Below are 24,424 nucleotides of genomic sequence, written 5' to 3'. Positions count from 1 at the left end.
CCACCGAATCACATGGTTGTAGCGACATATCCAGCAAAGATCGCAACACCGTATGGCACGGTCCAACCTGGCCCTTCCGGTTGCAGTTCGCCGTCCTTTGACCGCCGCGCCCGGCGAAGCAATGCCATGAAAATCAGTAACAACAGACCCGCAACGCTGGTCCAACCCAGCATCAACAACGCCGCCTGTATTGGAACGGCCAGCGCCAGTGCGGCATAGAATTTCGCGTCGCCGGCACCGATAAACCCGATCTTGAAAAGCCACATTCCCACTACGAGCGCGATCACTGCGTGCAGCGTGGCCCAGCCGACAGCCTCGAGACCACCTACCAGCAATGTCTGCACCAGGCATGCCACCGCCACGGCAAGCACGTTCCAGTTGCGAATTTTGCGATGGCGGATGTCGGTGACCGCTGCCCATGCTGCAAGCAGCAAGGCAACAATACCGACAACCGCGCCGACGCTGGCAGGATTCAAATCAGAATACCACTTCAAGCGGCGCCGCGCGCAGCCTGTCCAGCAGGGCAACCTTTCTATCAGCAGGTAGATCAGCAGTTTCGGCGGGTTCTTCCGCCAATTGCGCCTTGGCCTTGTCAGCAGCCGAAGGCGAACGCGCAGCCACGGTCATCTGGGGCGCTGGAGCCAATTCACTGTTGGTAATAATATGAATTTCCGGCGGGCGCGCTTTTGGCCTGGCCGTTTGGATGGCAACTTGCCTGGGTTCCACCACAGGAATTGGCGCTTCGGCGATCCTCTCAACCGGAGCTTCGAGCACTTCTGGGCTGCGGGCACGCGAGGCCATGAGGGCCCGGCTTTGCATCCGCAGCAGGTTCGCTGCATATCGCTCGTTCGAGGGATCAATGCTCATGGCGGTCCTGAAGTACCGATCCGCAAGATCCGGTCGGCCCAGCTTGGCATAAGCCACGCCGAGGCCATTGTGCGCGTCAGCAGCCACCGAACGATCCATTCGGGCAACCCGGAAAGAAGCGACCGCGGCCGAGATATTGCCCTGGCGCAGGAAAGCCCGACCTTCTTCCAATGCGAGCATTCCGTTGACATTGGCGCGATCGGCAAAGGTGCTGCCAGCTTTCTTCTTGGCAAAACCCCATCCTTCGAGGGCCGATCCCTGGCACCCGGCCAAAGCCGTCGCCGCCAGGATGATGCTCGTCAATTTCAAGGCGTTCTTCATGGTTTCACCCTCCCATAGCCGGGATAAGTTGGCGCACTGTCCTCACCACCCCCGGCAACATCATTACACCGATCATCACCGGCAACATGCAGACCACCAGCGGTATCGAAATCAGTACCGGCAGTCGGTGCGCCTTCTCCTCGGCTCGCAGGCGGCGCTTTTCCCGCATTTCATTGGCATAGACCCGCAAGGTGTCGGCAACACTTGTGCCCAGCTTGTCGGATTGGATCAGTAGGGTCGCGAAGCTGCGAATCTCGTCGACCCCGGAGGCTTCACCCATCTTGCGCATGGCGGTTTCCCGGTCGGAACCTGCACGCAACTGCATGGTGGCGGTCGAAAGCAATTGTGCCACAAGTGGATGCGAAGAGACCATCTCGCGGCCTACCCTGTCCATCGCAGCTTCCAGCCCCAGCCCGGCTTCGACGCACACCAGGAGCAGGTCGAGACAATCGGGAAAGCCGTTGGTGATCGCCTCGCGTCGGCGGTCGGCCTTGGCCGTGATGAACAGGTTCGGCAGATAAAGACCCAGGAGAGCGAAGATGGCCGGGATACCGTAAAGCCCCCAGAACCCGCGCTCTTCGGTGCCACCGGCGGAAAGCAGGAGATACGCGATGGGCAAGGCAAAGACCATCAACAGGCGGGTCATGGTGAAAACCTTGGGCGCGGAAGCCGACGGGTAACCGGCCGCGCGCAGCCTGTCGCGCAGGGCATCGGGCTTGGTATCGGTCAGATTAAGTCCAGCCTCCTCAATACGGTCGGCCAGCTTGCTCCAGGCGGTTTCCCGCCGGTCTTGCAGGCTGACATGCTCAGAAGACAGTCTGACCGAGCCAATCGATTGCAATTCGCCTTTCAGCACCTGGCGCCGGACCGCGCCCCGAACGATTCCGAATACGCTCAGCGCGACGAGACCGAAAAGCAGCGCCAGGGCGGCAAAACGGGCGACGCTGTTCGTGGCAAGGAATTCAAGCACTCGTTACACCTTCAGGTTGATGAGTTTGCGGATGATGAAAACACCGACGAAGTACCAGATGATCAGGCCGGGGAAGCCGATGTAGAAAATCGGGTCGCTCGCCACATCGAGATAGAATCCCGGGTTCATGGAAAAAAGCGACACGAATGCGATGACCGGGAGCGCTGACAACAACCAGCCCGTCATTCGGCCCTCAGAACTGAGCGCGCGAACCTTGAGATAGAGCGAAGCGCGTTCACGAATGACATTCGAAAGATTGTCGAGAATTTCGGCCAGGTTGCCGCCCGTCTCATTCTGCACCGAAAGCGAGACCACGAACATGCGAATATCTTCGAGGTCCCACCTGTCGGCGAGATCCTCCAGCGCTTCGGTCAATTCGGCACCGTAGGAAATCTCGTCCGCGAGCAGGCCGAATTCGGAGCCGATTGGATCCTCCATTTCCCTGGTCAGAAGATCAATCGCGGAGGCGATGGGATGGCCCGATCGCAAGGCACGCACGAAAATGTCGAGCGCCACTGGAAACTGGGACTGCATCTTCTTGCGCCGCCTTTGCGCCAAGAACGAGATGATGAGCAGCGGCAGGCCGAGAGCGACCGCCGCCGAGAAGGCGATAACGATCTGCATGACCCCGGTGGTGAACGAGTAAGAGCTGAAGAAGATGAGCACTGAAATCGAAAACAGCAGAGTTGCAAACAGGGCGATCATGCCGAAACCGACCTGCGAGACGTTGTATGGCACTGCAGACATCATCAGCGAGCGCTTGAAATTCTGGAACATGCGCGAGAACAGTCCCATCCCCCCCTCGGCCATGGGGTCGTTACGGCGCAAGATGGAGATGATTTCCTCGCGGTCCGTTCCGCGCGCGATCAGGCGCAGCCGGCGGTTGATTGCCCCGGCATGGGCGCGATTCTCCCATGTCATCGCCACCAAAGTGCTGCCGATGAAATAGACCGACACGAACACCGCCAGCAAAACCAGAACACGGGTGATTTCGCCAGAAAGCATCAGTCAGTCCCCAACTTCAGCGACGGACGGAACAGTTCGGCCGGCATCGTAATGCCGTGGTCGGCGGCCTGCTGAAGGAATTTTGGCCGAATGCCGGTAGCCTCGAAATGGCCAAGGACATTGCCTTCCTCGTCGCGCCCGGCAGGCTTGAAACGGAAGATCTCCTGCATGGTGATGGTCGGGCCTTCCATGCCGGTAATTTCGGACAGGCTCAGCAGCCGCCTCCGACCGTCGGCCTGGCGCCCGATCTGCACCACCACATTGATGGCAGAGGCGATCTGCGCCCGTGCCGACGTGGGCGATATCTCGATCCCGCTCATCCCGATCATCTGCTCGATACGGGACAGGGAATCGCGCGCCGTATTGGCGTGGACCGTGGTCATCGATCCATCGTGGCCGGTGTTCATGGCTTGCAACATGTCGAACGCCTCACCGGCACGCACCTCGCCGACGATGATGCGGTCAGGCCGCATACGCAGGGCGTTCTTCACCAGGTCGCGCTGGGTCACCTCGCCCCGACCTTCGATATTGGGCGGGCGGGTTTCCAACCTCGCGACATGTTCCTGCTGCAGCTGCAGCTCGGCCGAATCCTCGATCGTGACGATCCGTTCCTTGTTGCTGATGAAAGCAGACAAGGCGTTGAGAAGAGTGGTCTTGCCCGAACCGGTACCGCCCGAGATCAGGACGTTGCGTCGCGACTGGACGACGGCTTCCAGGACATTGGCGACATCCTGGGGAATACTCCCCAGCTCGACCAGTTTCGCCATGTTGATTTTCTTCTTGGCGAATTTACGTATCGAGAGCAGCGAACCGTCGATTGCCAGCGGGGCGACAATCGCATTAACACGCGACCCGTCAGCGAGGCGGGCATCGACGAAGGGCGATGATTCATCGACCCGGCGACCAACAGCGCTGACGATCTTCTGGATGATGCGGAACAGGTGACGTTCGTCCTGGAAGCGGGTCGAGACCTTCTCGAGTAGGCCAAAGCGCTCGACGAACACGTCGTGATAGCCGTTCACGAGGATATCAGTGATAGTCTCATCTGCCAGCAAGGGTTCAAGCGGCCCGAGGCCGAGCAGTTCGTCGAGCACCTCGTTGACCAGCCGCTCCCGCTCCTTGGCGTTTAAGGCGGCATCTTCCTCGATCAGGATGGCCAGCACGATGTCGCCGACTTCCTCGTCAATCTGGGCGCGCGACATCTTCTCCAGATTGCCGAGATTGATGCGGTCGAGGAGCTTGCGGTGAACTTGAGTCTTCAGATTGAGATAGCGGTCAACATCCTCTTCCGACTGGTGATGATTCTCGGCGGGCGCGTCCTGCCCGGTTTCCTTGGCGATATTTCCTAGCTGCCACTTCATGATGGCAGCTCCCGGTCACACTGCGCCAACACGTGCTCGGAAAGGCTCGCGATATCGGCCCAGAAGGTGCTTTTCTGGCGCAGTTCGTAGGCCAGCTTCCCCTGTTCCTGCGCGTTGGGAACGACGCTGGGATCGGCACGCAGGATGGCCGCCACCTCGCGGTGCAGCGCCTCCTCCACGTCGGCTTGCGAAATTGCGCCGAACACGCGCCGCTTGACCTGATTTAGGACGATCGAGACCTTGCGTGCATCGAGCCCGACATTGCGGAACAGGTCGAGCCGTCGCTTGGCCTGTCGCAGCGCCGAAACACTCGGTTCGACGACCATCAGCACGCTGTCAGCCCCACTGAGCAATGACAGGCTCCAGTTGGTGAGATTTGCCGGCGTGTCGACTACCACGAAATCGAATTCACGGCGCGCCGTGCGCAGGATTGCATCGAGGCGCTCCACTTCGATGGCTTCCAGCGGCGTTATGTCCTGCGGCGCAGCCACCAGGGCGATGCCGGAATGGTGGTTTACCGTAATCGAGCGGAAGAAGGCCGCATCGAGCCGTTTGCCCGCAGTCAGAAGGTCCCCGAGGTCGCGACGAGGCGACAGATCGAGAACCTCGGCCGCGCGGCCAAACTGGGTATCTAGATCGATCAGGCAGACATTGGGCTGCTCTGCATCCTCGTCTGCCAGCATTGCTGCCAGGTGCGTTGCGACCGTGGTCGATCCGCAGCCGGCCAGGGCCCGCGTGACCGCGATCACCGGAGCCTGCCTTACGTTGCCGCTGACCTGTTGCGCCCGGACCTCGACCACCGCAACGATCGTTTGCAACAACTCGTCAGCGCGCAAGGGCAAGGTGACGACATCGGCCACGCCGCCGCGCACAAGCGTGCGCACAATCGAGATATCGGCGTGCTCTACAGCCGCGACGATGGGCAAATCCGGATCGTATTTCTTGACCTTTGCGATCCGGTCCATGCTCGAAGGCACTTCGGGGTCGAGTTCCAGCACCGCGATATCGCAGGACCTCAGCAGTTCCGGTTCGAAATCCTCGTCCGCCTCTACTGCATGCAGGTCGGCATCGCCAAGCCAGCCGGCGGCACCCTGGACCCGCAGGGCATCAAGATGCCGCGCCGAAGCGACAACAGCCACTTGCGCCCGGCCATGCGGCATGTTGCTTTCGTCGATCCTATCGAGATTATTCTCGCTTCCCATCGGGTTCATCCTATTTCTTTGGCCGAGCCATCAGCAAAATTCCTCGAAGCATCCGCCTTGCCCGTCTTCTTGCGAAAGCGAGTAAGCCGACCCAGGCAAACCCCAGGTCAGTCCGAAAACAGTCGTCAAAATCGGTTCGAATTGCGCGCCGTCCAGGCTGACGGTGATAATCGGGGCAATATCCGGCCCCGACGGATTGCCGGCGAAGCCTAGCCCTGAATTGCTGTAAACAATGGTGACCTGTTCAGGTCGCAAAGTCGGCATGAAGAACTGCATCCGCGCGAAAACCGTGTCGAAAGCCGCGGCGTTTGGCGTGAGATCGATTGCCACATTGGGTGCGGAGAGCCAGGTGCACACCGGTCCGCCGGTTCCGCCGCTGCAGGAAACGCCGGGAAAATCGCCAATTGGCACAGCCGCCCCTTGCTCCACGTTATTGTTGATTGCGAAGGAGTGGCCGATCAGCCCTGCAGGTATCATCGTGGTGACCGCTGCGGTGCGCGCGCCTGCCTGCGTTGCCTTTTCGGCGCGGTTGATTTCCCACAAATACCGCCCGCCGTCGATAACGCCGAACAGCATCGCCATTGCCAGCGGCAACACCAGTGCGAATTCGGCCGCGCTCGCCGTTTCGTCGCGAAGGATGTTGCGTATAGCCATCAGAACCCCGTCACCGGGCTTTGCGCCGTAGCAGTGATGTTCCGACCGTTCAGATAGCCCAGGCCTTCAAACAGCGATGGATAGGGAAGCGTCACCTCGACCTGCACATTCAGCGAGGAGTTGACGGCCGGGGCCGCAGCCCCAGACTGGTCGGCATAGATACCACCGTTTGAATAGCTGGACGCAGTGTCGCAGGTGACGAGAAAACTGATTCCGTCAGCAGCCGCGGTCCAGGTGCGAATGATGGGATCGCCCGATCCGTCGACCGTGCCGGTGCGGATCAAGTTGCGCACCTCGGTGTCCTTGAGGCCGACATCGGTGCCGTCGCAGGCGAAGTTCGAGAAATCCTGTCGCGCCGCAAAACGCGTGCCGTTGCGAACCGACTTGATGACCTGGTGCTCAGTCCAGAAGAAACTGCCCATCTCGACACCGCCGAACAGGAGCAGCGTCAACAGCGGCAGCATGAGGGCCATCTCGGCCGCTGCCGCACCGCTCTGATCGCGGATGGATCGAGATAGCGCCATGATCATCGGATCAGATACGGGACGTCGCGCCTGACGACCTCACCCGTACTCCCGTCCCCGCCGACATCGACGGCGCGGACCACCTCTACATAGACATCATTGGCATCGGTCAGCTTGGCGCTGCTCGATCCCGCCACCCGCCTAGTGAAGGAAGGCTCGACCAGGAACAGTTCGACCCAGTGCGCTACATCCACATCGGGTGTGCGGCCCTGGACACCCTCGGCCTGGCAATTGATGACCGCGGCAGTAATGGTACGCCGCGCGGCAGTGCCTTCTCCGCGGCAAATAGGCGTTGCGGTCGCCCAATTGCTGCCGTCGCTTTGATGTTTTTCGGCGTTAGTCAGTTGGCCGGCAAAATAGCGCTCTGTTTCCCACAAATAGACTTCATAGCGGGTGATTATCCCATTTCCGTCCGCATCCGGAACGACAGTGCTCCACGCACCTACGGTAGGATAATTGACCTGGAAGAATGCATCACGATCCCAGGTGCCGGTGCCGATAACGCCGTAACTGTCGACAGCGCAGTTTCCTGCCTCTGACCAGGCGTGGCACAGGTCGCGCGGATGGCCGATGACTTTCACTGCTGCGCGCTCGCCGCTATTCATCATGCGTGCTTGTTGCGTCGTCGCATCGAAGGGCGCGATATAGCGCGTACCGACAGCCGGCTGTTGCCAGCCTTGGCCGGTTATTCCGCAATTAGCCCCATTGGTGGTTTTCTTGACGAGATTCTTGCGCGAGATCGGCGCGGCCGTGCAATTGGCGGCGCCTCCCGGGCAAGTATTTGCGCCGTTGACGCTGATATCGAAACGCGTGTTGAGCGCGTTGAAGACAACATCCTTGAGACCCGGTTCGGTGGTCACGCCGTTCCCGGGCACACAATTGCCGGGCGGATCATCATAACCCAGCGCCGCCGCTAGGTTCGCGGCGCCGGTCGCATCGCCATTGGCGAGGAAGCCGAAATTGCCCGGCGCGCCATTGTCGTTGTCGGTAATGAGCTTGAGCCCGCGGCCGATGTAATTGGCCGGATTGAAATCGAGCCCGTCGTCCTCGAGCGGGTTGCATAGCATCACCGGCGGAGTGTTGCAGATGGCCGAGCCAAGCGTTGCCGATGCCTGTGCAATAACCTCGCCCGACCGGATGAGGCCGACCACGGGGGTCATTGTATAGACTGCCTCGCGCGGAGCGATGGTGACGGTCACGGCGCGGGCATCATCATCGTCGGTTGTCACCGGCCCGAATGTATCCGTCGTCTGGTTATAGCCATCGAAGAAGACCAGGCTCTGTACGGCGAGATCATAAGTGCCGCCGTCGTTTGACATCAGCGAACCATTGCGCACCAGATTGCTGGCAGCGAGCGTGGCCCGGTCGATCGCGTCGACCTTGCCATCGAGCTGCGTAGCTGCCGCGAGCGCGGCCTGGTCGGCAGCGTTCTGCAATTCGCTGTCCATCGCGGTCATCCGCGTCCAGTCCCACGCCACGCCCGCTATCGCGACCAGCACGAACATCGATAGTGCATAGGTCGCGGCGATTGCGGCGGAGGTGTCGATGCAGAAAGCGCGCAGGAACGCGCCGAGCGAGCGGCCTTCCCCTTTGGGTTGGCCCGCCAAGGTAACTTGCTGTGTTGCACTGTCCTCGGTCATGGCTCGCTATCCTTATGCCTCAGTCGGGGCCGGTCCCTGATCCGGTGTCTGAGCCGGTGCCGACATTGGTCGTCCTGATGGAATCGGGCTGTTTGACCTTGCCGTCGCGGTATCGCTGGACCGCTGCCTGGGCGACTTCACCACTCGAGGTTGCAGGCTCGGCGTAAACCGGCTCGGGATCGATGACTTGTGCCATCATCGTCTGCCGGTTGGCCTCGCCGAACTGCGCATCGCCGGGCTGGTTGAGCACCGACTGCGTGCAGCCGCCAAGCGCCAACAGGGTAACAGCCCCGCATGTGGCGTATCCGAGCGGGCGGAACTTAATAGTCATAGTCATCGCCGGCTCCTGTTTCGGGTGTTTGCGGTTGTGCCAGCTCGCTCGCCGGCTTGGGATTGTACGGCTCGCCGAGCAGGATGGTCTGTTCAGCGGTCGGATCCTCGACCCGGTCGGTCGGCAACTTCACCTGGTCGGGCCGGATTGGCCGTACGAGGCGCGGCGTGACCACGATCAGCAATTCGGTCTCGCCTTTCTGAAACTGGGTCGAACGGAACAGTGCGCCCAGGATCGGGATGTTGCCCAGGATCGGGATCTGGTTGATTGTCGTCTGGAAATCCTGCTGCAACAATCCGGCGATGGCGAAGCTTTCGCCGTCACGCAGTTCCAGCGTGGTCGAGGCCCGGCGCGTCTGCAGACCAGGAATCGAGAGCCCATTGAGCTGGATCGACGCGGCCGGGTCGATCGCGCTGACCTCGGGTTCGACGATCAGATGGATCGTGCCGTCACCCAGCACGGTCGGGGTGAAGCCGAGACTCACGCCGAACGGCTTGAACTCGACAGAGACCCGGTTGCCGCCGTCGCCGCTGCCGGACTGGACAACGGGAATCGGAAATTCGCCGCCAGCAAGGAAACTGGCCTTCTCGCCCGACAAGGCGATCAAGGTCGGTTCGGCCAGGGTCTTGGCAAAGCCCTTGTTTTCAAGCGCGTTGAGATAGGCTTCGACATTGAGGCCGAGGGCCCGGAACGTATCGCCGAAGATGCCGAAACTATTGCGCACCGCGCCGACTTGCAGCGTCGAGCCCACGCCGCCGGTCCCGGGTATGATCCCCGCGCCAGCGCCGAAAGCTGCGAAAGGCCCGCCAAGGTCGGTGGCAAATCCCGAGACGCCGATGTCCTCGCCGATTTCGCGTTTCACCTCGGCGAAACGAACTTCGACCATGACCTGCTGGCTGCTGCCCATGGAGATCATGTTGACGACATCGCTGCCGGCATAGGTCCTGGCCAGCTGGACCACCCGGTCCACCTCACCTGCATTCGAAGCCAGTCCGGTGAGAACCATCGAACTGCCAGAAATATGCGCGTCGATGGTGGAACCCGGCACCAGCCGGCCAACCATCGATCGGAAGGTTTCAACGTCTGGCCCGACGGAGACATCCATGACCGCCAGCACGCGGCCAGCCCGGTCGTAGAGCGTCAGGCTGGTAGTACCCATCGACTTGCCGAGGACGTAGATCGACCGATCGCTGAGCGGGACGATATCGGCGATATCGGGATTGCCGATCATTGCCTTGGCTATGGGCCGGTCGGCGGTGACGACCTGGCTCTTGTTCTTGGGTACCTCCAGCGATCCGGCATGGACCTGGCTGACGGTGGCCTGGGCATGCGCCGGAGCGGCTGCAAGCAAGGCAATGGGCGCTGCGGCAAGCGCGATACTCGCGAGTGTCTTAGTAACCATGGCGACCGACCTCCTCGTTACGTGATTCCGTACCCCTGACCACGGTCATTGTGGGACCTGTTGGTCGCGGGGGCGACACGCGGGCCGGAGCCGATGCGTTAATGGTACGAACCGTCGTGGGGGTGCCTGCTGCGCCTCGCGAACGGTCGGCGATATAAAGACCGCGACCGCCAAGGTCGCGGGTGGTCAGTACCGCGGTGGAGCCGACCATCTGGTCCTCGACATTGCGCAGGGCCATGGTCAGCCGGCCGACCTGGGTGGCGAGGCTGAGACGCTGGGCGCCGGCCTGGTCGACCAGCACGGTGGCTGTCTTGCCCACCTGCGGCTCGGTGGCGTTTTCGCTGGCACGGAGATCGACGGCCAGGACCTGCACGTTCTCGAGCAGGACGGAAATCATCTTGTCGTCGCTTTCAGCGCCATCCCCGGGGATCTGGCGGGTCAGGAAGATATCGACCACGTCACCTGGGAATACGAAACCGGCCACGCCGGTCACTGCACTGATGGGAACGGTCACCGCGCGCATGTTGTCGGGAATATTGGCCGACAGAATGGCGCGGTCGGAAATTCTTGAAATCAGGATGGGCTCGCCGCGCGCAATCGGGCGAATGGCGACGTTCTTGCCGTCAGCAAGCCTCTTCATGTCCTGGATGGCGCCGGTTGGCACTGATTGGGCTGGCCAGTTGGCGAGCCGAACCGTGTCGGGGCTGAGTGGTGCACCGAATGCAAGGTCCTGGTTGGCAACTGCAACCTGGACCAGTTCCTGTTCCTCGGCGATACGGGCCTGTTGGTCCTCGACCCCGGAAAACCAGGCGTTGGCCAGGTAAACCGCAACGAGGCCGATAACGACCGCGATGCCCACGATAATCAGATTACGTCGTTCCACCAGTATGCCCCCCGCATGACCCCTAAGGTAACAGAGACCCGGTCCGCCCGGTTCACACCGGACGGATCGAGTTCATCTGCGATTAGCTGGAAGCAGTACCGTCGATTTTGTCAGCGGTCCGGTCCATCGCACCACCGATCGAACTCGCCAGTCCGGTAGCCGCTCCAACGATCGCCAAGCCAACGACGACGAGGATCAGCGCGTACTCAGCAGCCGATGCACCGGATTCGTCAGCGATGAAATCATTAAGGAACTTAGTCATAGTCATACCCCATTATTTCGACAGCGACCGAAGATGGCCGCAGTCCCGTCAAAATTGGGCTCCGGCATCTATATCCGGCTGGCCCTCTTAATCGTGGGGGTAATCTCTGGAACCGGCGCGACCTTGTTTTGTTTTACCGGCATGCGCCGGATCCTGAAACGCAGGTTCCCTCACGAATGAACAGAGTTTTTCACATGTAGGCCCTATGTCAAAATTAAAAATTTTAACGGAAAGTTTACCAAGACAATCATAAGCTTACACAAGAGGTCCGTTAAGATTTTGAGTTAACTCGACGGCGGAGAGATACCTTTGCATGAACAAATTCAGAGGAAAAGTTCTGGCCGCGCACATGATTCGCGGATTGATTCGTTTATGATTATTGGGTTTTCTACGTGAAGCCCCCGAAACCTAACGACTTCTTGGCGCACACTTTGTTGCCGCGGCTGCGCTCTTGTCATGCAGGGCTGTCTACGGCCCTGATGCGCAAGTCGAGAGCCCTTGTGGCCGGCCTGCCAGGCGCAGTTGAAGCGATCGTCCCCTGGTGGCTCGTCCTGTTCCTTGTGGCGGGTTTGGCACGCATGGCTTTGTCTCCGGCACCGCCAACCAATATCGTACAATTTGCCGATGTATTCCTGCCCTATGCCGTCATCGCGCTTGCGCCGGCGCTCGCCTTGCGGCTGGCTTTTGCTGCCTTTCCCGAGAAGCAAGCTCACAAGCGTTTGAATTTCCATCTCTCCGCTTTTGGCAAATGGAAGAAGATCCCGCCGTCCAAAGCCCGCAGAGATCCGGACTACGGGCCTTTTGGGTTCGTCGCGTCACTGCTGGTGGGCCTGCTGCTGACTGTTCCTATACGGGGATTCGAGTTTTTTCTTGCCGTGCCCGCAATCCATGCTGGAGCGCCGGAATGGGCCCGCGTACTGTTTCTCGCCATGGCATTCGAGGCGGCCGCGTTGAGCTTCCTCTACGTTGTCTGCTTCGTGATGGCCTTGCGAACAGTGCCGCTGTTTCCCCGCATGCTGGTCGCAGTATGGGCGATCGATATCTGCTTCCAGCTCGGCATCGCCCAGGTCGTAGCGCAGCAGCCGGGACTGCCGGCATCAGTGGCCGCTCCGCTTGCCGATCTGCTCACCGGCAATATCACCAAGGTTCTGGTCAGCATATCGGTGTGGCTGCCCTATTTGCTGCTGTCGAACCGCATCAACCTGACCTATCGGCTGCGCAAACAAGCTACCTGATCCAGTCTAGCCCGCAACGCCAGGCCAGGGATTGCCAAGAGTAAACAGGCTTGCATTGCGCTGCTTTCCTCGCGAGCTTCCGGCTAGGAGATGTCGTGGGAGGAATGGTTGGCGCATATATTGCGATCTGCTGGAGAGGTAATCTTCGATGGATTTCGGCGAGATTGGCTACCGATAGTCATCGCGGCACTGATTTGTATCGTCGGCTCTGCCGCTTTGCTGGCGCAAGGGGTTAATCCCTTCAGGTTCAACTCATTCACGTACAACCTGTTCTTTTACGCGATCGCCTTGCTTCTTATGCTGGCAATTCTCACGGGGAAGCAATTGCTGACGCACAGGCCGGACCGGCCGATTGCGTTTTTGCATGAGAAAATCCTTGCTGAACACTGGCCGAGGAAATTGCTTTCCAATCTCCCGATAATCCTTGTGCTGGCGGGCTACATGCCGATTTTTTCCGCGCTCAAGAGCGCAGTCCCGTTGTTAAATGATTATACTTGGGACCAGGCGTTTATCGATCTTGATATTGCTATTCACGGAACCGATCCATGGCGCCTTTTACAGCCGATGCTGGGTCATCCCGTGATCACGTTTGCGATATCGCTGCTCTACCAAGTCTGGGCGTTCTTGATATACTTCGGATGCCTCTATTTCGCACTGTTTGGACGCGATGAGATCTTGCGGCAGCAATACTTTATCGCATTCTTTCTCGCCTGGTTTGTGATCGGGGTGGTGGTTGCGACCATGTTTGCCTCGATGGGGCCGTGTTTCATGCTGACACTCCAGGGAGATCCGCATTTCATAGAGTTGATCGGATACCTGCAAACAACGCACCAGGATCATACCCTTATCGCAATCAACATCCAAGAAATGCTAATACGCGCCTATCATGTCAAGAATTACGACCTTGGCTCGGGCATCACCGCGATGCCGTCGATGCATGTTTCGCTGGTCGTTCTCGTCTTCCTGGGCATGCGCAGGATCAGTCCGCGGCTGGGCTGGATATTCGGGATATTCGCGTTCGTCATAATGCTCGGTTCGGTCCACCTTGCTTTTCACTATGCGGTCGACAGTTACGTCTCGATCATCGGCACCGTCCTGATCTGGTTCCTCGCAGGGTATCTGGCGCGCAGGTTCGCCGCAGTTCGCGTACAGGCGGAAAAGCCACCAGCATCGCCAGCCCTGGCACAGACCGCGCCCTGACCGGTCCCAGGGGCAGTCAGAGTTCCGTTTTGAGGAATCGTCCCGCCGGTCTATATCGCAGGACGGCACAGGGTTTGGGGGAAAACCATGAAAGCCAGCGAACGGCTATTCGAGTTCGGCAGGGCAAGAGCGATCGGCGAGATTGCTCTCGTGCTGTATCTGGTCGTCATCGTAGCTGCATTGCTGCTTCTGCTGATCAGGCCGAACCTGGGGCCGCTCCGGCTTGCAGCGGCAGCGGAATTCAGCGCGAAACCCGCCAAGGGCGCGCTGGTGGAAATGGATCTCGAAAGCGGCGGTGGCGGCGGCTCGACATCCCCGGACGCATCGACCGCGATAGATCAATCCGACGCAACCGCCGAGGGTCTTGCCTTGAAGAGGGCCGGAACAGATGTGGGCACAAATACGCGCTTGCCGTCCCCGAATGCCGAGAGCGGCGCGGCCGAACGATCGTTCATCCCGCTCGATTTCTCGTTGCCGCCTGGTAATACCGACAACGGCACGCTCACCGCTGCGCCGGAAGGGAGCATTCGGGTACGCAAGGCGGTGCATGTGGGATCGAAACCGGTCGGCTCGCTGCAGATCACGATCGACCGCAATTCGCGGCTGCTGCTCGATGTGCGCGACCTCAGGAAATTAATGCGTGATCGGCCCCTGCCCGATGGTTTACCTGCCGATGGGCTGGTCAGCTTCCGGATGCTGCGCGATCTGGGGGTCAATCTGCGCTACAACCCGACCGAAGATCTGGTCTCGCTCGAGACCAACTAGCAGCCAGTCAATCCGGCCTAGCGGCCCATCGAACCTGCCGGGTTTTGCGCATTGCCATGGCGGCGGATCTCGTAATGAAGGTGCGGCCCGGTGCTCCGGCCGGTCGAACCGACATAGCCGATCACCTGGCCCCTGCTGATCGCTGAGCCGCGGCCCACTGCGATGCGCGACAGGTGGGCATAGCGCGTCTCCACGCCCGAGCCGTGCCGTACGATCACGAGGTTGCCGTAATTCCCGGCGTAGCCTGCCAATGTCACGACCCCGGCAGCAGTGGCCACGACAGGTGTGCCATGGCTGGCTGCGAGATCGATACCGGCGTGGCGACGCCATTGCCCTGTCACCGGATTGACCCGGTAGCCAAAGTTGCTGCTGACACGGCTGGTGGCGAGCGGAGAACCGGCCGGGGCGCCGCCGACTATCCCTGCTCCGCCTTTACCGGTCGTGGTGGCCGGCCTGGTGTTAACAATCCTGACCAGCGCGCCCGACTGTCCGTCGAGATCGGAAGCGCGCGAAACAGTAAGCACCACGGCGGGTTCGGGCGGTTCGACAATCACCGTTTCAGCCGCATCGGTGGCCGGCAAGACATCATCCTCGGCAAGCAATGCGGGCGAGCCCGCTGCCGAAAAAAACAATGCAATCAGAACTGTTCGTACCACCGAGATCCCCTCCTCGATGGCAGACCATACTCCTGATTTTTCAAATCTCCGAATCCAAGGTCCAGGGCTGGCCCAGGAGGACACACAATACAGCGAGCGGGGAAATTCGTTGTCCGATAGCTTTTTTCGCCCAGAACCTGGCAATCTAGCCGGTTCGGCGGTGCCTTGCCGAGTGGACCGGACGTTCGACCTGTACATCGAACTTTTCGATATACCGCCCCATCCGTTGATGCACTTCCTCCGCTGAAACGCCGAACATCTCGAGGCTGTAATTGTGCGGGTGGCGTTTCAGCTCCTTGGCCCGCTCGAGATAATCTTCCATCGCCGGGACCGCTGGATCGATCTCGAGATCGAGGAAGTCATAGATCCGCTCCATCGTCCCGCGCCAATCCCGGTCCATATCATCATACTGGACATCAATCATGCGATCGGCCGGGATCTGATCGCGCGCTGCCATCATGCGTTCGACCTGGAGTTGGGATTTGCGAAGCCATTCCTGGCCGATGCCTGCCGGATCGGCATGGTCTGAATAGATGATGGTCTGGTTCCATGCGAGCGAGGCAGCGCTACCGACGACCTGCTGCGGATCGCGGTGGCTGAAGATCAGCCGCGCATCGGGGAACACTTTGAGCAGAGCCGGCAGGTCCAGCATGTGCTGAGGCGTCTTGAGGATCCACGGGCGAAGGGTCGACACTTGCTGGCTCCAGCCGACCAGCCGCAACTGGTCGGCCATGTAGCGATAGGCGGGCGTGGCGTCTGCCTGTTCGCACCAGCGGGCATAGCTGGGTACGTGCCACTGCGCCTCGTGCTTCATCCCATACAGGCTGCCGCACAACAGGCCCAACTCTTCCTCTGGCTCGTATGGCCCGGTCGGATGGATCGACAAGGTGCGCGGATTGGCCAGCCGCGCCACGCGCATGATCCGCTTGGCCAAGACGGGGCGAAAATCTTCCTGTTCACCCGCCAGCACTGCTTCAAAATCCTGCCTCGGTACGGGACTGATGGTCTCGAAGCTGCGCATGTGACTGAAGCGATGGTCGCTCGCCAGCAGCCGATGCAGCCGCGTGGTGCCCGATCGCATCGGGCCGACAATGACCACTGGCCGCTTGATTGCGCGCTCGAGAATTTCGGGGTGACGTTTGTACCACCACTCGCTGAGCAGCCGGTGCATCAACACCTGGTTGAAATAGAGCATGGCAGAAAAATCACCCGCCGCGTTTAATCGCGCCTCTTCGCGCACCGCGTCGAGCAGGACTTCGAACGGTTCGTGAAACCATGGGTCGCCAAAATCGTCGAGCTTGGTCTGCTCGCGCGCCTGGTCGAGCAGAAAGTCCTTCTCCAGCCGTGCCGGTCGGACCTGTCTAATGGCGCGGCCGGCGCGCACGACCTTGTCGGCAATATCGATGAAGGGGGAACGGCGGGGCGGCTTAGTTGTGTTCAAGGATTGGGCCCCGCTGGCAGAGTGGATCGGATGCGGTGGACGTGGAATCCGCCCTAGTGATGGAAAAATAGCGCGCAACCCCGCGTCAGGTTCCCATCCCCAAGCTCCTCGAGACCATAAACAGTCCGCGATTTGCCCACTGGCAATCGCTGCGGTGAAACGGCATAGCGCCGCCCATGCACGATATTCGCCAGATCAGGGACAATCCGGAACACTTCGACGCCGCCTTGGCGCGTAGGGGTCTCGCGCCGGTTAGCGCAGACATCCTCGCGCTCGATGAACAACGCCGCGCCATCACCACCCGCGCGCAGGAAGCGCAGGGCCGCCGCAACGAGGCTTCAAAGGCGATCGGCCAGGCCATGGGCAAGGGCGACAAGGACACCGCCGAGGCGCTCAAGGCCGAAGTTGCCGAGCTCAAGAAGACCCTGCCCGCGCTCGAAGAGGAAGAGCGCAAACTGGGCGCAAAGCTGGAAGAAGCGCTGGCGGTGATCCCCAACCTGCCCGCCGACGACGTTCCCGAAGGTGCGGATGAAAACGGCAATGTCGAAGTCGCGAACTGGGGCATTAAGCCCGAATTCGATTTCGAGCCCATGGAGCACGCCGATATCGGCCCGCCCCTGGGGATGGATTTCGAGACCGGCGCTGCGCTCAGCGGATCACGCTTCACGTTCCTACGTGGATCGATGGCCCGGCTCCACCGCGCACTCGGCCAGTTCATGCTCGACCGGCAGGTGAGCGAACAAGGCTACACCGAATGCGCGCCACCGCTGCTGGTGCGCGACGAGGCCATGTACGGCACCGACAAGCTGCCCAAGTTTGCCGAGGACAGCTTCCAGACAACCGATGGTCGCTGGCTCATTCCCACCGCCGAAGTCAGCCTGACAGCCAGTGTCATGGACGCAATCCTCGACAATGGCGCGCTGCCCATGCGGCTGACGGCGCTAACCCAGTGTTTCCGCAGCGAAGCGGGCGCAGCTGGCAAGGATACGCGCGGCTTCATCCGCCAGCACCAGTTCGAGAAATGCGAGCTGGTCAGCATCGTCCGCCCTGAAGAGAGCGATGCCGAGCACGAGCGGATGACCGGTGCGGCCGAGGCTATCCTGCAAGCGTTGGACCTGCCCTATCGCAAGATGCTGCTGTGCACCGGCGACATCGGCTTCGGCGCGCGCAAGACCTACGATCTGGAGGTCTGGCTGCCCGGCCAGGGCGCCTATCGTGAGATCAGTTCGTGTTCGAACACCGGCGATTTCCAGGCTCGGCGGATGAACACCCGCTACCGACCCGAAGGGGAGAAGAAGACAGCCTTCGTCCATACGCTCAACGGCTCGGGTCTCGCGGTCGGACGCACGCTGGTGGCAGTGCTGGAAAACTACCAGCGCGCCGATGGCAGCGTCGACATCCCAGCGGTCCTGCACCCCTATACCGGTGGCCTGACCCGGCTGGAGCCGTCCTCCTGATGCGCATCCTGCTGACGAATGACGATGGCATCCACGCTCCCGGCTTCGAAGTGCTCGAAGCCATCGCTGCCGAATTGTCCGACGATGTCTGGGTCTGCGCCCCGGCCGAGGAGCAGTCGGGCGCAGGGCATTCGCTGACGCTGCATCACCCTGTGCGCCTGCGCGAATTGGGCGAGCGGCGCTATTCGGTCACCGGCACCCCGACCGACAGCGTGATGCTGGGCCTGCGCACCGTGCTGAGGGACAAGCAGCCCGACCTGATCCTGTCGGGCGTCAATCGCGGGGCGAACCTGGCCGACGACATCACCTATTCGGGCACCGCTTCGGCGGCGATGGAAGGGGCGCTGGCGGGGATCAAGTCGATTGCGCTCAGCCAGGTGCTGATCCGCGATGCCGAGCATGAATCCTTCGACGCCGCCCGGCGCTTTGGCCCCGAGATCGTTCGCAAGCTGATCGATGCGCCGTTCGGCGACCGGACGCTCGTCAACGTCAACTTTCCGCCTCTGCCAGCCGGCCAGGTGCGCGGAATTCGCGCTGTACGGCAGGGTTTCCACGACTATTCGCGCGGATCGGTGGTCGAGGGACGTGACCCGCGCGGACTTAAGTATTACTGGTTCGGACTGCACGCGATCGAACACACGCTCGATCACGGCACCGACCTGGAAGCCATCGACGAGGGATATGTGTCCGTGACGCCCCTGCAGCTCGACCTGACCCACCACAGCCTGCTGTCCACCCTTGGCGAGCGGTTCGAGTGATGCACCGCGCAGGGCTCATCGCTCTCGTAGCCCCGCTGCTGCTGGCCGCGACCAACCCCGCCACCGAAACCGAGCATGTCGTTACGCAGGGCGAGACCCTGTCCGGCATAGCCGAGCGAGCCGGTGTGCCTGCGGCGGTGATTGCCGCCGCCAACGGGATTCCCGAACCGCATGAAGTCCGCGTGGGCGAAGTGCTCGCCATTCCGCGTCAGCGCAACCACACGGTTCAAGCGGGTGAGACGGGCTTTGCCATTGCCTTGAAATATGGTGTGCCGTTCGAGAACATCGCGATCGCCAACGGGCTCGACGACAACGGTACCGTGAAGGTCGGCCAGAAACTCATTATCCCAGCCATGTTTCAACAGCGCCGCATCACGCGCCGCTCGGTTCCGGCCCAGCCCTATTTCCGCCGGCCGCATGATGGCCGCGTTCTATACGGCTTCAGCAAGCGGGCAGATGGTGGTGGGCATGACGGGATCGATATCGAGGCGGCGATCGGGGACATGGTCCGTGCTTCGGCCAGCGGCACCGTCGTATTCGCCGCCGAGGAGCCGACCCGCTTCGGGCGACAGGTGCTGATTGATCACGGCAATGGCTGGCAAACGTCATACGGGCACCTGGCCCGCATCACCGTGAAAAAGGGCGATGTGGTCAAGGCCGGGGAGCGAATTGGCCTGGCCGGGGATGCCGGCAAGGCTACCCGACCCGAACTGCATTTCGAAATCCGCAAGGATGGCGAGGATATCGACCCGGCAAGCAAATTGCCGCCCCGCGCCAGATAGGCTAGCGCCGACAGGCGCATCCTCTTGCGCAAGAATAACGTTCGGAGCCGATGAGCGAGCAACTCGACAAATTCGAAACGGGCAATGCGAAACGCCGGGTCCGCAGGTCGCGCTTCAAACCGCTGCGCCGCGCCGTCCGCCTGCCCGTGTGGGGGGATCTGGGCATCCGTCTCGGCTCGGCGCTGTTCCTGATCTTTGTCGTCGTCTTGATTCACTGGTGGGACCGCGGCGGCCTGGTCGACAATCTGGACGGTGAGGTCAGCTTTACCGACGTTTTCTATTTTACCATGATCTCGATCACTACGACCGGTTTCGGCGATATCGCACCGATTACCGATCGCGCACGGATGGTTGAAGCAATCATCGTCACGCCGATCCGCTTCGCGGTGTTCTTCATCTTCGTAGGCACGGCGTATAATTTCATCATCAAGCGCAGTTGGGAGAATTGGCGCATGGCCCGTATCCAGGAACAGCTATCGGAGCACATCGTGGTGCTCGGCTTTGGGGTCTCGGGCTCGGAAGCGGTCGAGGAACTGATCGAACGCGGCACCGATCCCAGTGGCATTGTCGTTATCGACCCCGGCGAGGAACGGGCCCGGGCAGCCGAAAAGCTTGGCTGCAACGTGATGGTCGCAGACGCCACTCGGGACGACACGCTGGAGGCGGTGCGTATCAGCAAGGCCTCGAACGTGCTGGTTTCGGCCGGGCGCGACGATACCTCGATCCTGATCGTTCTGACCGTGCGTCACCTGGCCCCTGACGTACCGATAAGCGTGGTGGTGCGCGCCGACGACAACGAATTCCTAGCCAAGCAGGCAGGCGCCGACAATGTCATCAACCCGGTTCGCTTTACCGGCCTGTTGCTGGCCGGCAGCGCCAAGGGCGCACATATTGCCGACTACATGGCCGATCTCGCCAGCGTTTCGGGCCGGGTGCAGTTGGTCGAGCGCACTGTCGCGGCCGGCGAAGTCGGACAGCCTCTCAAGGACAGCTGTGGTCGCGGCATCGGGTTGCGCATCTATCGCGACGGGGTGGCCTATGGATATTGGGAATCGGCCTGCGATGCCTTGCAGGAGGGCGATGTGGTAGTGGAAATCATCCCGACGCCCGATGACGAGGACGCCTAGAGACGCGCCCTGTCCGGGTCGGCCGGCTGCTATTCTATGACAATGCCCTTGGCCACATTGGCCCATTCGTCGGCATCGGCATCGCGCGCCAGCTGATAGGCCTTCCACGAAGTCTGGTCCTGGCACACGGTCTGCGCTTTGACGCGGCTTCCGAGGACAGGCTTGCGGATGCAAATCTGTTGCAGCGGATGCTCTATCTCGACGCGCAAAGCCTCCGACGAATCGGCCACGAAAATGCGTTTCAGATCGGATGGAACAGACTCGGATGCCACCGGCGGTGCTGGTGGAAGGTCCGAAGGCGAAGTCGCCTGCTGGACCATGAGCGAAAGGACAATGGCAGCATTTATCACGGCAAATCCTCCTACCATGCTGAGCTAGCACATATTGCGCTGGTCAGCGACACTGCGACGCTATCACATTGAAACCATTGCGCCAAACCGCAGTTAGGGCATGTAGGCGTGCACAAGTCCCATGGCGATGTAGAACAGCAACCAATAGCTTGCGTCGATGAAGAACAGCGTCTTCGATTTTTGCGAGAACAGATAATTGGTTCCGATCGCTGGCACGATAAATCCAAGCGCGATACCTAACGCCGTCATCACCTTGGCGAAGACTGAGAGATCGGCCCCCGCCTCGGCATAGGAGCCGAAGGTGTGCGCCAAGGTCCAGCTGGCCAGCAACGAGAAGGCGAAGGCACCACCATAAATCAGCGCCATATTGCCTTGCTTCATCTGCTCCTCGGTAATTCCAACCGCGCCCATCCATTTCTTGCCCATGATGGGCCCGTACCAGATGCCACCGACAACGAACCCTGCCAGTGCTGCCAGGATTACCCCCAACCAATTGATGTCGAACATCGCTTCGCCCTCCCCCACGGTGCGCCCCGCGCGAAGGGGATAGCGCAAACGGCCTATCAGGTGTAGAGGGCCGCCCCATCTATGACAGTTTCAACAACTCTGCCTGACCAGAAGAAAGTCGGGATGGTCAGCCTTGGCTGTCCCAAGGCCCTGGTCGATTCCGAACGCATCCTCACCCGGCTGCGCGCCGATGGCTATGCCATGAGCCCCGACTATGCCGGGGCTGACGTGGTGCTGGTGAACACCTGCGGCTTCCTCGACAGTGCCAAGGAAGAAAGCCTGGCCGCCATTGGAGAGGCCATCGCCGAGAACGGCCGCGTGATCGTGACCGGCTGCATGGGTGAGGAGGCCGACGCAATCCGCGCCGCGCACCCGCAAGTGCTGGCAGTGACTGGCGCGCATCAGTACGAGCAGGTGGTCGAAGCAGTCCACGAGCACGCTCCGCCGAGCCAGGGCCCGTTTATCGATCTGATTCCCCAGCCCGACATCAAGCTGACCCCACGGCACTACAGCTATTTGAAAATTTCCGAGGGCTGCAACCACTCCTGCGCCTTCTGCATCATTCCTGACTTACGCGGCAAACTTGCCAGCCGGCGAGTAGACGCGGTGCTGCGCGAGGCTGAGAAACTGGTCGCTGCCGGGACCAAGGAATTGCTGGTCATCAGCCAGGACACCTCGGCCTACGGCGTCGATACCCGCCACGAGGAACGCGACTGGAAGGGTAGCCCGGTTCGTGCCCACATGACCGACCTGGCCCGCGAGCTCGGCCATTTGCGCACAAGCGAAGGTGCGCCGCCGTGGGTCCGGCTGCACTACGTCTACCCCTACCCCCATGTCGACGCAGTCATCCCGCTGATGGCCGAGGGGCTGCTGACGCCTTATCTCGATATCCCGTTCCAGCATGCCAGCCCGAAAGTGCTCAAGGCGATGCGACGTCCGGCTAACGAGGCCAAGGTGCTCGAACGGCTGAAAGGCTGGCGCGAGATCTGTCCCGAAATCGCGGTACGATCGAGCTTCGTCGTGGGTTTCCCCGGCGAAACCGAAGAGGATTTCACCTACCTGCTCGAATGGCTCGAACAGGCCCAGCTCGACCGGGTCGGCGCATTCCGCTTCGAACCGGTCGAAGGCGCGGCTGCCAATGCCTTGCCCGATCCCGTTCCTGAAGCGGTGAAGGAAGAGCGCTATGCCCGCGTGATGGAGCTGACCGAGCGGATCAGCGCGGAAAAACTCCAAGCCAAGATCGGACGAACAGTCCCCGTCATCATCGACGAGGTCGGAGAGGCCGATGAAGACGGCGATATCGGTGCCACTGGTCGCAGCCAGGCCGATGCACCCGAGATCGACGGCGCAGTTTACCTGCGCAATGTGCCGGCAACACTGGCTCCCGGCGACATCGTGCAGGTTCAGGTCGAGGATGCCGACGCACACGACCTGTTCGGGGTCATCGGCTAACTCACCTGTCATGCCGCACCATGTTCATGTGATCGAAGTCTCGACCAACGGGCCGGGCCTGCATGATGTGACGCGAGATATTGCCGATTGGCTTGAACAAACGCAGGTCGAGACCGGCCTTCTGACACTCATGTGTCGCCATACATCGGCATCGTTGATCATCACCGAGAACGCTTCCGCCGCCGTCCAGCGCGACACGCTCGGGTGGCTCGACCGGTTGGCGCCGCAGGGTGCGCATTACGAGCACGATGACGAGGGGCCAGACGATATGCCCGCGCATCTCAAATCGGCGCTGACCGGCGTGTCTTTGTCGGTTCCCGTCTCCGCAGGCCGAATGATGCTGGGTACTTGGCAGGGTCTATTCCTGGCCGAACACCGCGCCAGGCCACATCGCCGCGAAATCGCGCTGCATCTGGCGGGAGACTAACTTGTTGGGGGAACCGTGACCGAACAGTCCGGTTAGATATTACATGGCGCTTTCAATCGAATCTCATCTGGCATTCACCGCGAAAAATCCGGTCGATTGCCTCCTGCAGTGTGAAGCTGCTCCGACCAAGTTGCAGACGATCGAATCGGGCGTAACCACCCTGCCCGCCTCGATCGAAGTGCAAAGGGTCGCGGCGCAGGACAATGTCGGCGAGCGGTTCTGGATTACCGCGCAAGGCGAGGTCGACATCACCTACCATGCCCGGGTCGAGATCGGGCGCGCCTCGCCGGAGCTCGAGACTTTGACGCAGGTCCATAAGCCGGACCTGCCGGCACACGCGACCCAGTATCTGTTCGACAGCCGTTATTGTGCTGGCGAGCAATTCCAGTCCTTTGTCGACGACGAATTCCCAGGACTTACGGGCGGAGCCAGGATCGCCGCCATCCGCGACTGGATCGCCGAGCATCTGAGTTATGTTCCTGGTGCCAGCGGACCGCACACTACGGCGCGCGACAGTTTCGTCGCCCGCCGCGGAGTGTGCCGCGATTATGCCCATGTGATGATTGCGCTGACGCGCGCCGCCGGTATCCCGGCCCGCTATGCAAGTTGCTACGCGCCCGATGTCGAGCCACAGGATTTCCACGCCGTAGCTGAAGTTTTTCTCGGCGATAGCTGGGTGCTGGTCGATCCTACCGGCATGTCGCAACCGCACGAAACGGCTGTCATCGGTGTCGGCCGGGACGCGGCAGACGTCAGTTTCCTGACCAGCTTCGGCCAGGTCGATTTTACCGGGCATGAGGTCACGGTCGAGCGCGTCTAGCCGAGCGCTAACATACTGAATAGCT

General features: G+C 60.9%; 27 protein-coding genes. 10 read left to right on the top strand and 17 right to left on the bottom strand.

All coding sequences use genetic code 11. The features are described from left to right. Positions 1-8 precede the first annotated feature (8 nt). The 13 genes from ACXYL9_RS13355 to ACXYL9_RS13295 all read right to left on the bottom strand — a co-directional run bounded on the left by ACXYL9_RS13355 (position 9) and on the right by ACXYL9_RS13295 (position 11,422). Positions 9-476 (bottom strand): A24 family peptidase, encoded by a 468-nt coding sequence (locus ACXYL9_RS13355; protein ID WP_459040054.1) that lies wholly within the window; start codon positions 474-476, stop codon positions 9-11. A gap of 1 nt (position 477) precedes the next feature. Then, positions 478-1,188 carry a tetratricopeptide repeat protein gene (locus ACXYL9_RS13350; RefSeq protein ID WP_459040053.1) on the bottom strand — a complete coding sequence of 237 codons (711 nt, stop codon included), beginning with the start codon at positions 1,186-1,188 and terminating at the stop codon, positions 478-480. A gap of 4 nt (positions 1,189-1,192) precedes the next feature. Then, the gene (locus ACXYL9_RS13345) at positions 1,193-2,158 is read right to left on the bottom strand and encodes a type II secretion system F family protein (protein ID WP_459040052.1); all 966 of its coding nucleotides are present in this window, start codon (positions 2,156-2,158) and stop codon (positions 1,193-1,195) included. A gap of 3 nt (positions 2,159-2,161) precedes the next feature. Then, positions 2,162-3,163 (bottom strand): type II secretion system F family protein, encoded by a 1,002-nt coding sequence (locus ACXYL9_RS13340; RefSeq protein ID WP_459040051.1) that lies wholly within the window; start codon positions 3,161-3,163, stop codon positions 2,162-2,164. Beyond that, positions 3,163-4,524: a CpaF family protein gene (locus ACXYL9_RS13335; protein ID WP_459040050.1), complete on the bottom strand. Its 1,362-nt coding sequence runs from the start codon at positions 4,522-4,524 to the stop codon at positions 3,163-3,165. Before ACXYL9_RS13335 ends, ACXYL9_RS13340 begins: the two co-directional genes overlap by 1 nt. Continuing rightward, entirely contained in the window at positions 4,521-5,726 is a 1,206-nt protein-coding gene (locus ACXYL9_RS13330) for an AAA family ATPase (RefSeq protein ID WP_459040049.1), read from the bottom strand. Before ACXYL9_RS13330 ends, ACXYL9_RS13335 begins: the two co-directional genes overlap by 4 nt. A 30-nt stretch (positions 5,727-5,756) precedes the next feature. Further along, the gene (locus tag ACXYL9_RS13325) at positions 5,757-6,380 is read right to left on the bottom strand and encodes a TadE/TadG family type IV pilus assembly protein (protein ID WP_459040048.1); all 624 of its coding nucleotides are present in this window, start codon (positions 6,378-6,380) and stop codon (positions 5,757-5,759) included. Then, a complete protein-coding gene (locus ACXYL9_RS13320; RefSeq protein ID WP_459040047.1) occupies positions 6,380-6,904 on the bottom strand; it encodes a TadE/TadG family type IV pilus assembly protein in 525 nt (174 codons plus the stop codon). Before ACXYL9_RS13320 ends, ACXYL9_RS13325 begins: the two co-directional genes overlap by 1 nt. 2 nt (positions 6,905-6,906) lie before the next feature. Continuing rightward, a complete protein-coding gene (locus ACXYL9_RS13315; RefSeq protein ID WP_459040046.1) occupies positions 6,907-8,544 on the bottom strand; it encodes a pilus assembly protein TadG-related protein in 1,638 nt (545 codons plus the stop codon). A 19-nt stretch (positions 8,545-8,563) separates the two neighbouring features. Then, positions 8,564-8,881: a hypothetical protein gene (locus ACXYL9_RS13310; protein WP_459040045.1), complete on the bottom strand. Its 318-nt coding sequence runs from the start codon at positions 8,879-8,881 to the stop codon at positions 8,564-8,566. Then, positions 8,865-10,277: a type II and III secretion system protein family protein gene (locus ACXYL9_RS13305; RefSeq protein WP_459040044.1), complete on the bottom strand. Its 1,413-nt coding sequence runs from the start codon at positions 10,275-10,277 to the stop codon at positions 8,865-8,867. The genes ACXYL9_RS13310 and ACXYL9_RS13305 overlap by 17 nt, the downstream gene beginning before the upstream one ends. Further along, positions 10,267-11,160 carry a Flp pilus assembly protein CpaB gene (gene cpaB / locus ACXYL9_RS13300; protein WP_459040043.1) on the bottom strand — a complete coding sequence of 298 codons (894 nt, stop codon included), beginning with the start codon at positions 11,158-11,160 and terminating at the stop codon, positions 10,267-10,269. Before cpaB ends, ACXYL9_RS13305 begins: the two co-directional genes overlap by 11 nt. An 82-nt stretch (positions 11,161-11,242) precedes the next feature. Beyond that, on the bottom strand, positions 11,243-11,422 hold the full coding sequence (locus tag ACXYL9_RS13295; RefSeq protein ID WP_459040042.1) for a Flp family type IVb pilin: 180 nt from the start codon (positions 11,420-11,422) through the stop codon (positions 11,243-11,245). A 434-nt stretch (positions 11,423-11,856) separates the two neighbouring features. Here ACXYL9_RS13295 and ACXYL9_RS13290 point away from each other — a divergent pair, with 434 nt between their 5' ends. The 3 genes from ACXYL9_RS13290 to ACXYL9_RS13280 all read left to right on the top strand — a co-directional run bounded on the left by ACXYL9_RS13290 (position 11,857) and on the right by ACXYL9_RS13280 (position 14,622). Beyond that, a complete protein-coding gene (locus tag ACXYL9_RS13290; protein ID WP_459040041.1) occupies positions 11,857-12,657 on the top strand; it encodes a DUF2569 domain-containing protein in 801 nt (266 codons plus the stop codon). Between the two features lie 90 nt (positions 12,658-12,747). Further along, positions 12,748-13,857: a phosphatase PAP2 family protein gene (locus ACXYL9_RS13285; protein ID WP_459040040.1), complete on the top strand. Its 1,110-nt coding sequence runs from the start codon at positions 12,748-12,750 to the stop codon at positions 13,855-13,857. An 87-nt stretch (positions 13,858-13,944) separates the two neighbouring features. Then, positions 13,945-14,622: a hypothetical protein gene (locus ACXYL9_RS13280; RefSeq protein WP_459040039.1), complete on the top strand. Its 678-nt coding sequence runs from the start codon at positions 13,945-13,947 to the stop codon at positions 14,620-14,622. Positions 14,623-14,639: 17 nt separating this feature from the next. On the opposite strand, the gene ACXYL9_RS13275 is transcribed toward ACXYL9_RS13280, so the two are convergent. After that, complete coding sequence (locus ACXYL9_RS13275; protein WP_459040038.1) at positions 14,640-15,278, bottom strand: M23 family metallopeptidase; 639 nt, start codon at positions 15,276-15,278, stop codon at positions 14,640-14,642. A 145-nt stretch (positions 15,279-15,423) separates the two neighbouring features. Beyond that, positions 15,424-16,719, bottom strand: a complete 1,296-nt coding sequence (locus ACXYL9_RS13270; protein ID WP_459040037.1) for a sulfotransferase family protein — start codon at positions 16,717-16,719, stop codon at positions 15,424-15,426. A 176-nt stretch (positions 16,720-16,895) separates the two neighbouring features. Between ACXYL9_RS13270 and serS the strand changes: the two genes are divergently transcribed. Genes serS through ACXYL9_RS13250 form a run of 4 tightly spaced genes read left to right on the top strand, consistent with a single transcriptional unit; the run spans position 16,896 to position 20,843 of the window. Next, positions 16,896-18,176 carry a serine--tRNA ligase gene (gene serS / locus ACXYL9_RS13265; RefSeq protein ID WP_459040036.1) on the top strand — a complete coding sequence of 427 codons (1,281 nt, stop codon included), beginning with the start codon at positions 16,896-16,898 and terminating at the stop codon, positions 18,174-18,176. Then, entirely contained in the window at positions 18,176-18,934 is a 759-nt protein-coding gene (surE, locus tag ACXYL9_RS13260) for a 5'/3'-nucleotidase SurE (protein WP_459040035.1), read from the top strand. The genes serS and surE overlap by 1 nt, the downstream gene beginning before the upstream one ends. Next, a complete protein-coding gene (locus tag ACXYL9_RS13255; protein WP_459040034.1) occupies positions 18,934-19,716 on the top strand; it encodes a peptidoglycan DD-metalloendopeptidase family protein in 783 nt (260 codons plus the stop codon). The genes surE and ACXYL9_RS13255 overlap by 1 nt, the downstream gene beginning before the upstream one ends. Before the next feature lie 50 nt (positions 19,717-19,766). Further along, positions 19,767-20,843: a potassium channel family protein gene (locus tag ACXYL9_RS13250; RefSeq protein WP_459040033.1), complete on the top strand. Its 1,077-nt coding sequence runs from the start codon at positions 19,767-19,769 to the stop codon at positions 20,841-20,843. Between the two features lie 29 nt (positions 20,844-20,872). Here ACXYL9_RS13250 and ACXYL9_RS13245 read toward each other — a convergent pair whose 3' ends face one another. Together ACXYL9_RS13245 and ACXYL9_RS13240 are read right to left on the bottom strand one after the other, a co-directional pair. After that, positions 20,873-21,193: a hypothetical protein gene (locus ACXYL9_RS13245; RefSeq protein ID WP_459040032.1), complete on the bottom strand. Its 321-nt coding sequence runs from the start codon at positions 21,191-21,193 to the stop codon at positions 20,873-20,875. Between the two features lie 93 nt (positions 21,194-21,286). Further along, complete coding sequence (locus ACXYL9_RS13240; protein ID WP_459040031.1) at positions 21,287-21,700, bottom strand: DUF1761 domain-containing protein; 414 nt, start codon at positions 21,698-21,700, stop codon at positions 21,287-21,289. 81 nt (positions 21,701-21,781) lie between these two features. Between ACXYL9_RS13240 and rimO the strand changes: the two genes are divergently transcribed. The 3 genes from rimO to ACXYL9_RS13225 are packed head-to-tail and all read left to right on the top strand — an operon-like array spanning position 21,782 to position 24,399. After that, on the top strand, positions 21,782-23,152 hold the full coding sequence (rimO, locus tag ACXYL9_RS13235) for a 30S ribosomal protein S12 methylthiotransferase RimO (RefSeq protein ID WP_459040030.1): 1,371 nt from the start codon (positions 21,782-21,784) through the stop codon (positions 23,150-23,152). 10 nt (positions 23,153-23,162) lie between these two features. Next, the gene (locus ACXYL9_RS13230) at positions 23,163-23,579 is read left to right on the top strand and encodes a secondary thiamine-phosphate synthase enzyme YjbQ (protein ID WP_459040029.1); all 417 of its coding nucleotides are present in this window, start codon (positions 23,163-23,165) and stop codon (positions 23,577-23,579) included. Between the two features lie 43 nt (positions 23,580-23,622). After that, the gene (locus ACXYL9_RS13225; protein WP_459040028.1) at positions 23,623-24,399 is read left to right on the top strand and encodes a transglutaminase-like domain-containing protein; all 777 of its coding nucleotides are present in this window, start codon (positions 23,623-23,625) and stop codon (positions 24,397-24,399) included. Positions 24,400-24,424 lie beyond the last annotated feature (25 nt).

This window comes from Qipengyuania sp. CAU 1752 (genome assembly GCF_054482615.1).
This window is presented reverse-complemented; position numbering and strand designations above follow the sequence as displayed.

What these genes read in the sequence shown, in the direction of transcription:
- ACXYL9_RS13350 (WP_459040053.1), bottom strand. Translation starts at nt 1,188, where the DNA reads ATGAAGAACGCCTTGAAATTGACGAGCATCATCCTGGCGGCGACGGCT.
- ACXYL9_RS13340 (WP_459040051.1), bottom strand. Translation starts at nt 3,163, where the DNA reads ATGCTTTCTGGCGAAATCACCCGTGTTCTGGTTTTGCTGGCGGTGTTC.
- ACXYL9_RS13335 (WP_459040050.1), bottom strand. Translation starts at nt 4,524, where the DNA reads ATGAAGTGGCAGCTAGGAAATATCGCCAAGGAAACCGGGCAGGACGCG.
- ACXYL9_RS13330 (WP_459040049.1), bottom strand. Translation starts at nt 5,726, where the DNA reads ATGGGAAGCGAGAATAATCTCGATAGGATCGACGAAAGCAACATGCCG.
- ACXYL9_RS13325 (WP_459040048.1), bottom strand. Translation starts at nt 6,380, where the DNA reads ATGGCTATACGCAACATCCTTCGCGACGAAACGGCGAGCGCGGCCGAA.
- ACXYL9_RS13320 (WP_459040047.1), bottom strand. Translation starts at nt 6,904, where the DNA reads ATGGCGCTATCTCGATCCATCCGCGATCAGAGCGGTGCGGCAGCGGCC.
- ACXYL9_RS13315 (WP_459040046.1), bottom strand. Translation starts at nt 8,544, where the DNA reads ATGACCGAGGACAGTGCAACACAGCAAGTTACCTTGGCGGGCCAACCC.
- ACXYL9_RS13310 (WP_459040045.1), bottom strand. Translation starts at nt 8,881, where the DNA reads ATGACTATGACTATTAAGTTCCGCCCGCTCGGATACGCCACATGCGGG.
- ACXYL9_RS13305 (WP_459040044.1), bottom strand. Translation starts at nt 10,277, where the DNA reads ATGGTTACTAAGACACTCGCGAGTATCGCGCTTGCCGCAGCGCCCATT.
- ACXYL9_RS13295 (WP_459040042.1), bottom strand. Translation starts at nt 11,422, where the DNA reads ATGACTAAGTTCCTTAATGATTTCATCGCTGACGAATCCGGTGCATCG.
- ACXYL9_RS13285 (WP_459040040.1), top strand. Translation starts at nt 12,748, where the DNA reads ATGTCGTGGGAGGAATGGTTGGCGCATATATTGCGATCTGCTGGAGAG.
- ACXYL9_RS13280 (WP_459040039.1), top strand. Translation starts at nt 13,945, where the DNA reads ATGAAAGCCAGCGAACGGCTATTCGAGTTCGGCAGGGCAAGAGCGATC.
- serS (WP_459040036.1), top strand. Translation starts at nt 16,896, where the DNA reads ATGCACGATATTCGCCAGATCAGGGACAATCCGGAACACTTCGACGCC.
- surE (WP_459040035.1), top strand. Translation starts at nt 18,176, where the DNA reads ATGCGCATCCTGCTGACGAATGACGATGGCATCCACGCTCCCGGCTTC.
- ACXYL9_RS13255 (WP_459040034.1), top strand. Translation starts at nt 18,934, where the DNA reads ATGCACCGCGCAGGGCTCATCGCTCTCGTAGCCCCGCTGCTGCTGGCC.
- ACXYL9_RS13250 (WP_459040033.1), top strand. Translation starts at nt 19,767, where the DNA reads ATGAGCGAGCAACTCGACAAATTCGAAACGGGCAATGCGAAACGCCGG.
- ACXYL9_RS13240 (WP_459040031.1), bottom strand. Translation starts at nt 21,700, where the DNA reads ATGTTCGACATCAATTGGTTGGGGGTAATCCTGGCAGCACTGGCAGGG.
- rimO (WP_459040030.1), top strand. Translation starts at nt 21,782, where the DNA reads ATGACAGTTTCAACAACTCTGCCTGACCAGAAGAAAGTCGGGATGGTC.
- ACXYL9_RS13230 (WP_459040029.1), top strand. Translation starts at nt 23,163, where the DNA reads ATGCCGCACCATGTTCATGTGATCGAAGTCTCGACCAACGGGCCGGGC.
- ACXYL9_RS13225 (WP_459040028.1), top strand. Translation starts at nt 23,623, where the DNA reads ATGGCGCTTTCAATCGAATCTCATCTGGCATTCACCGCGAAAAATCCG.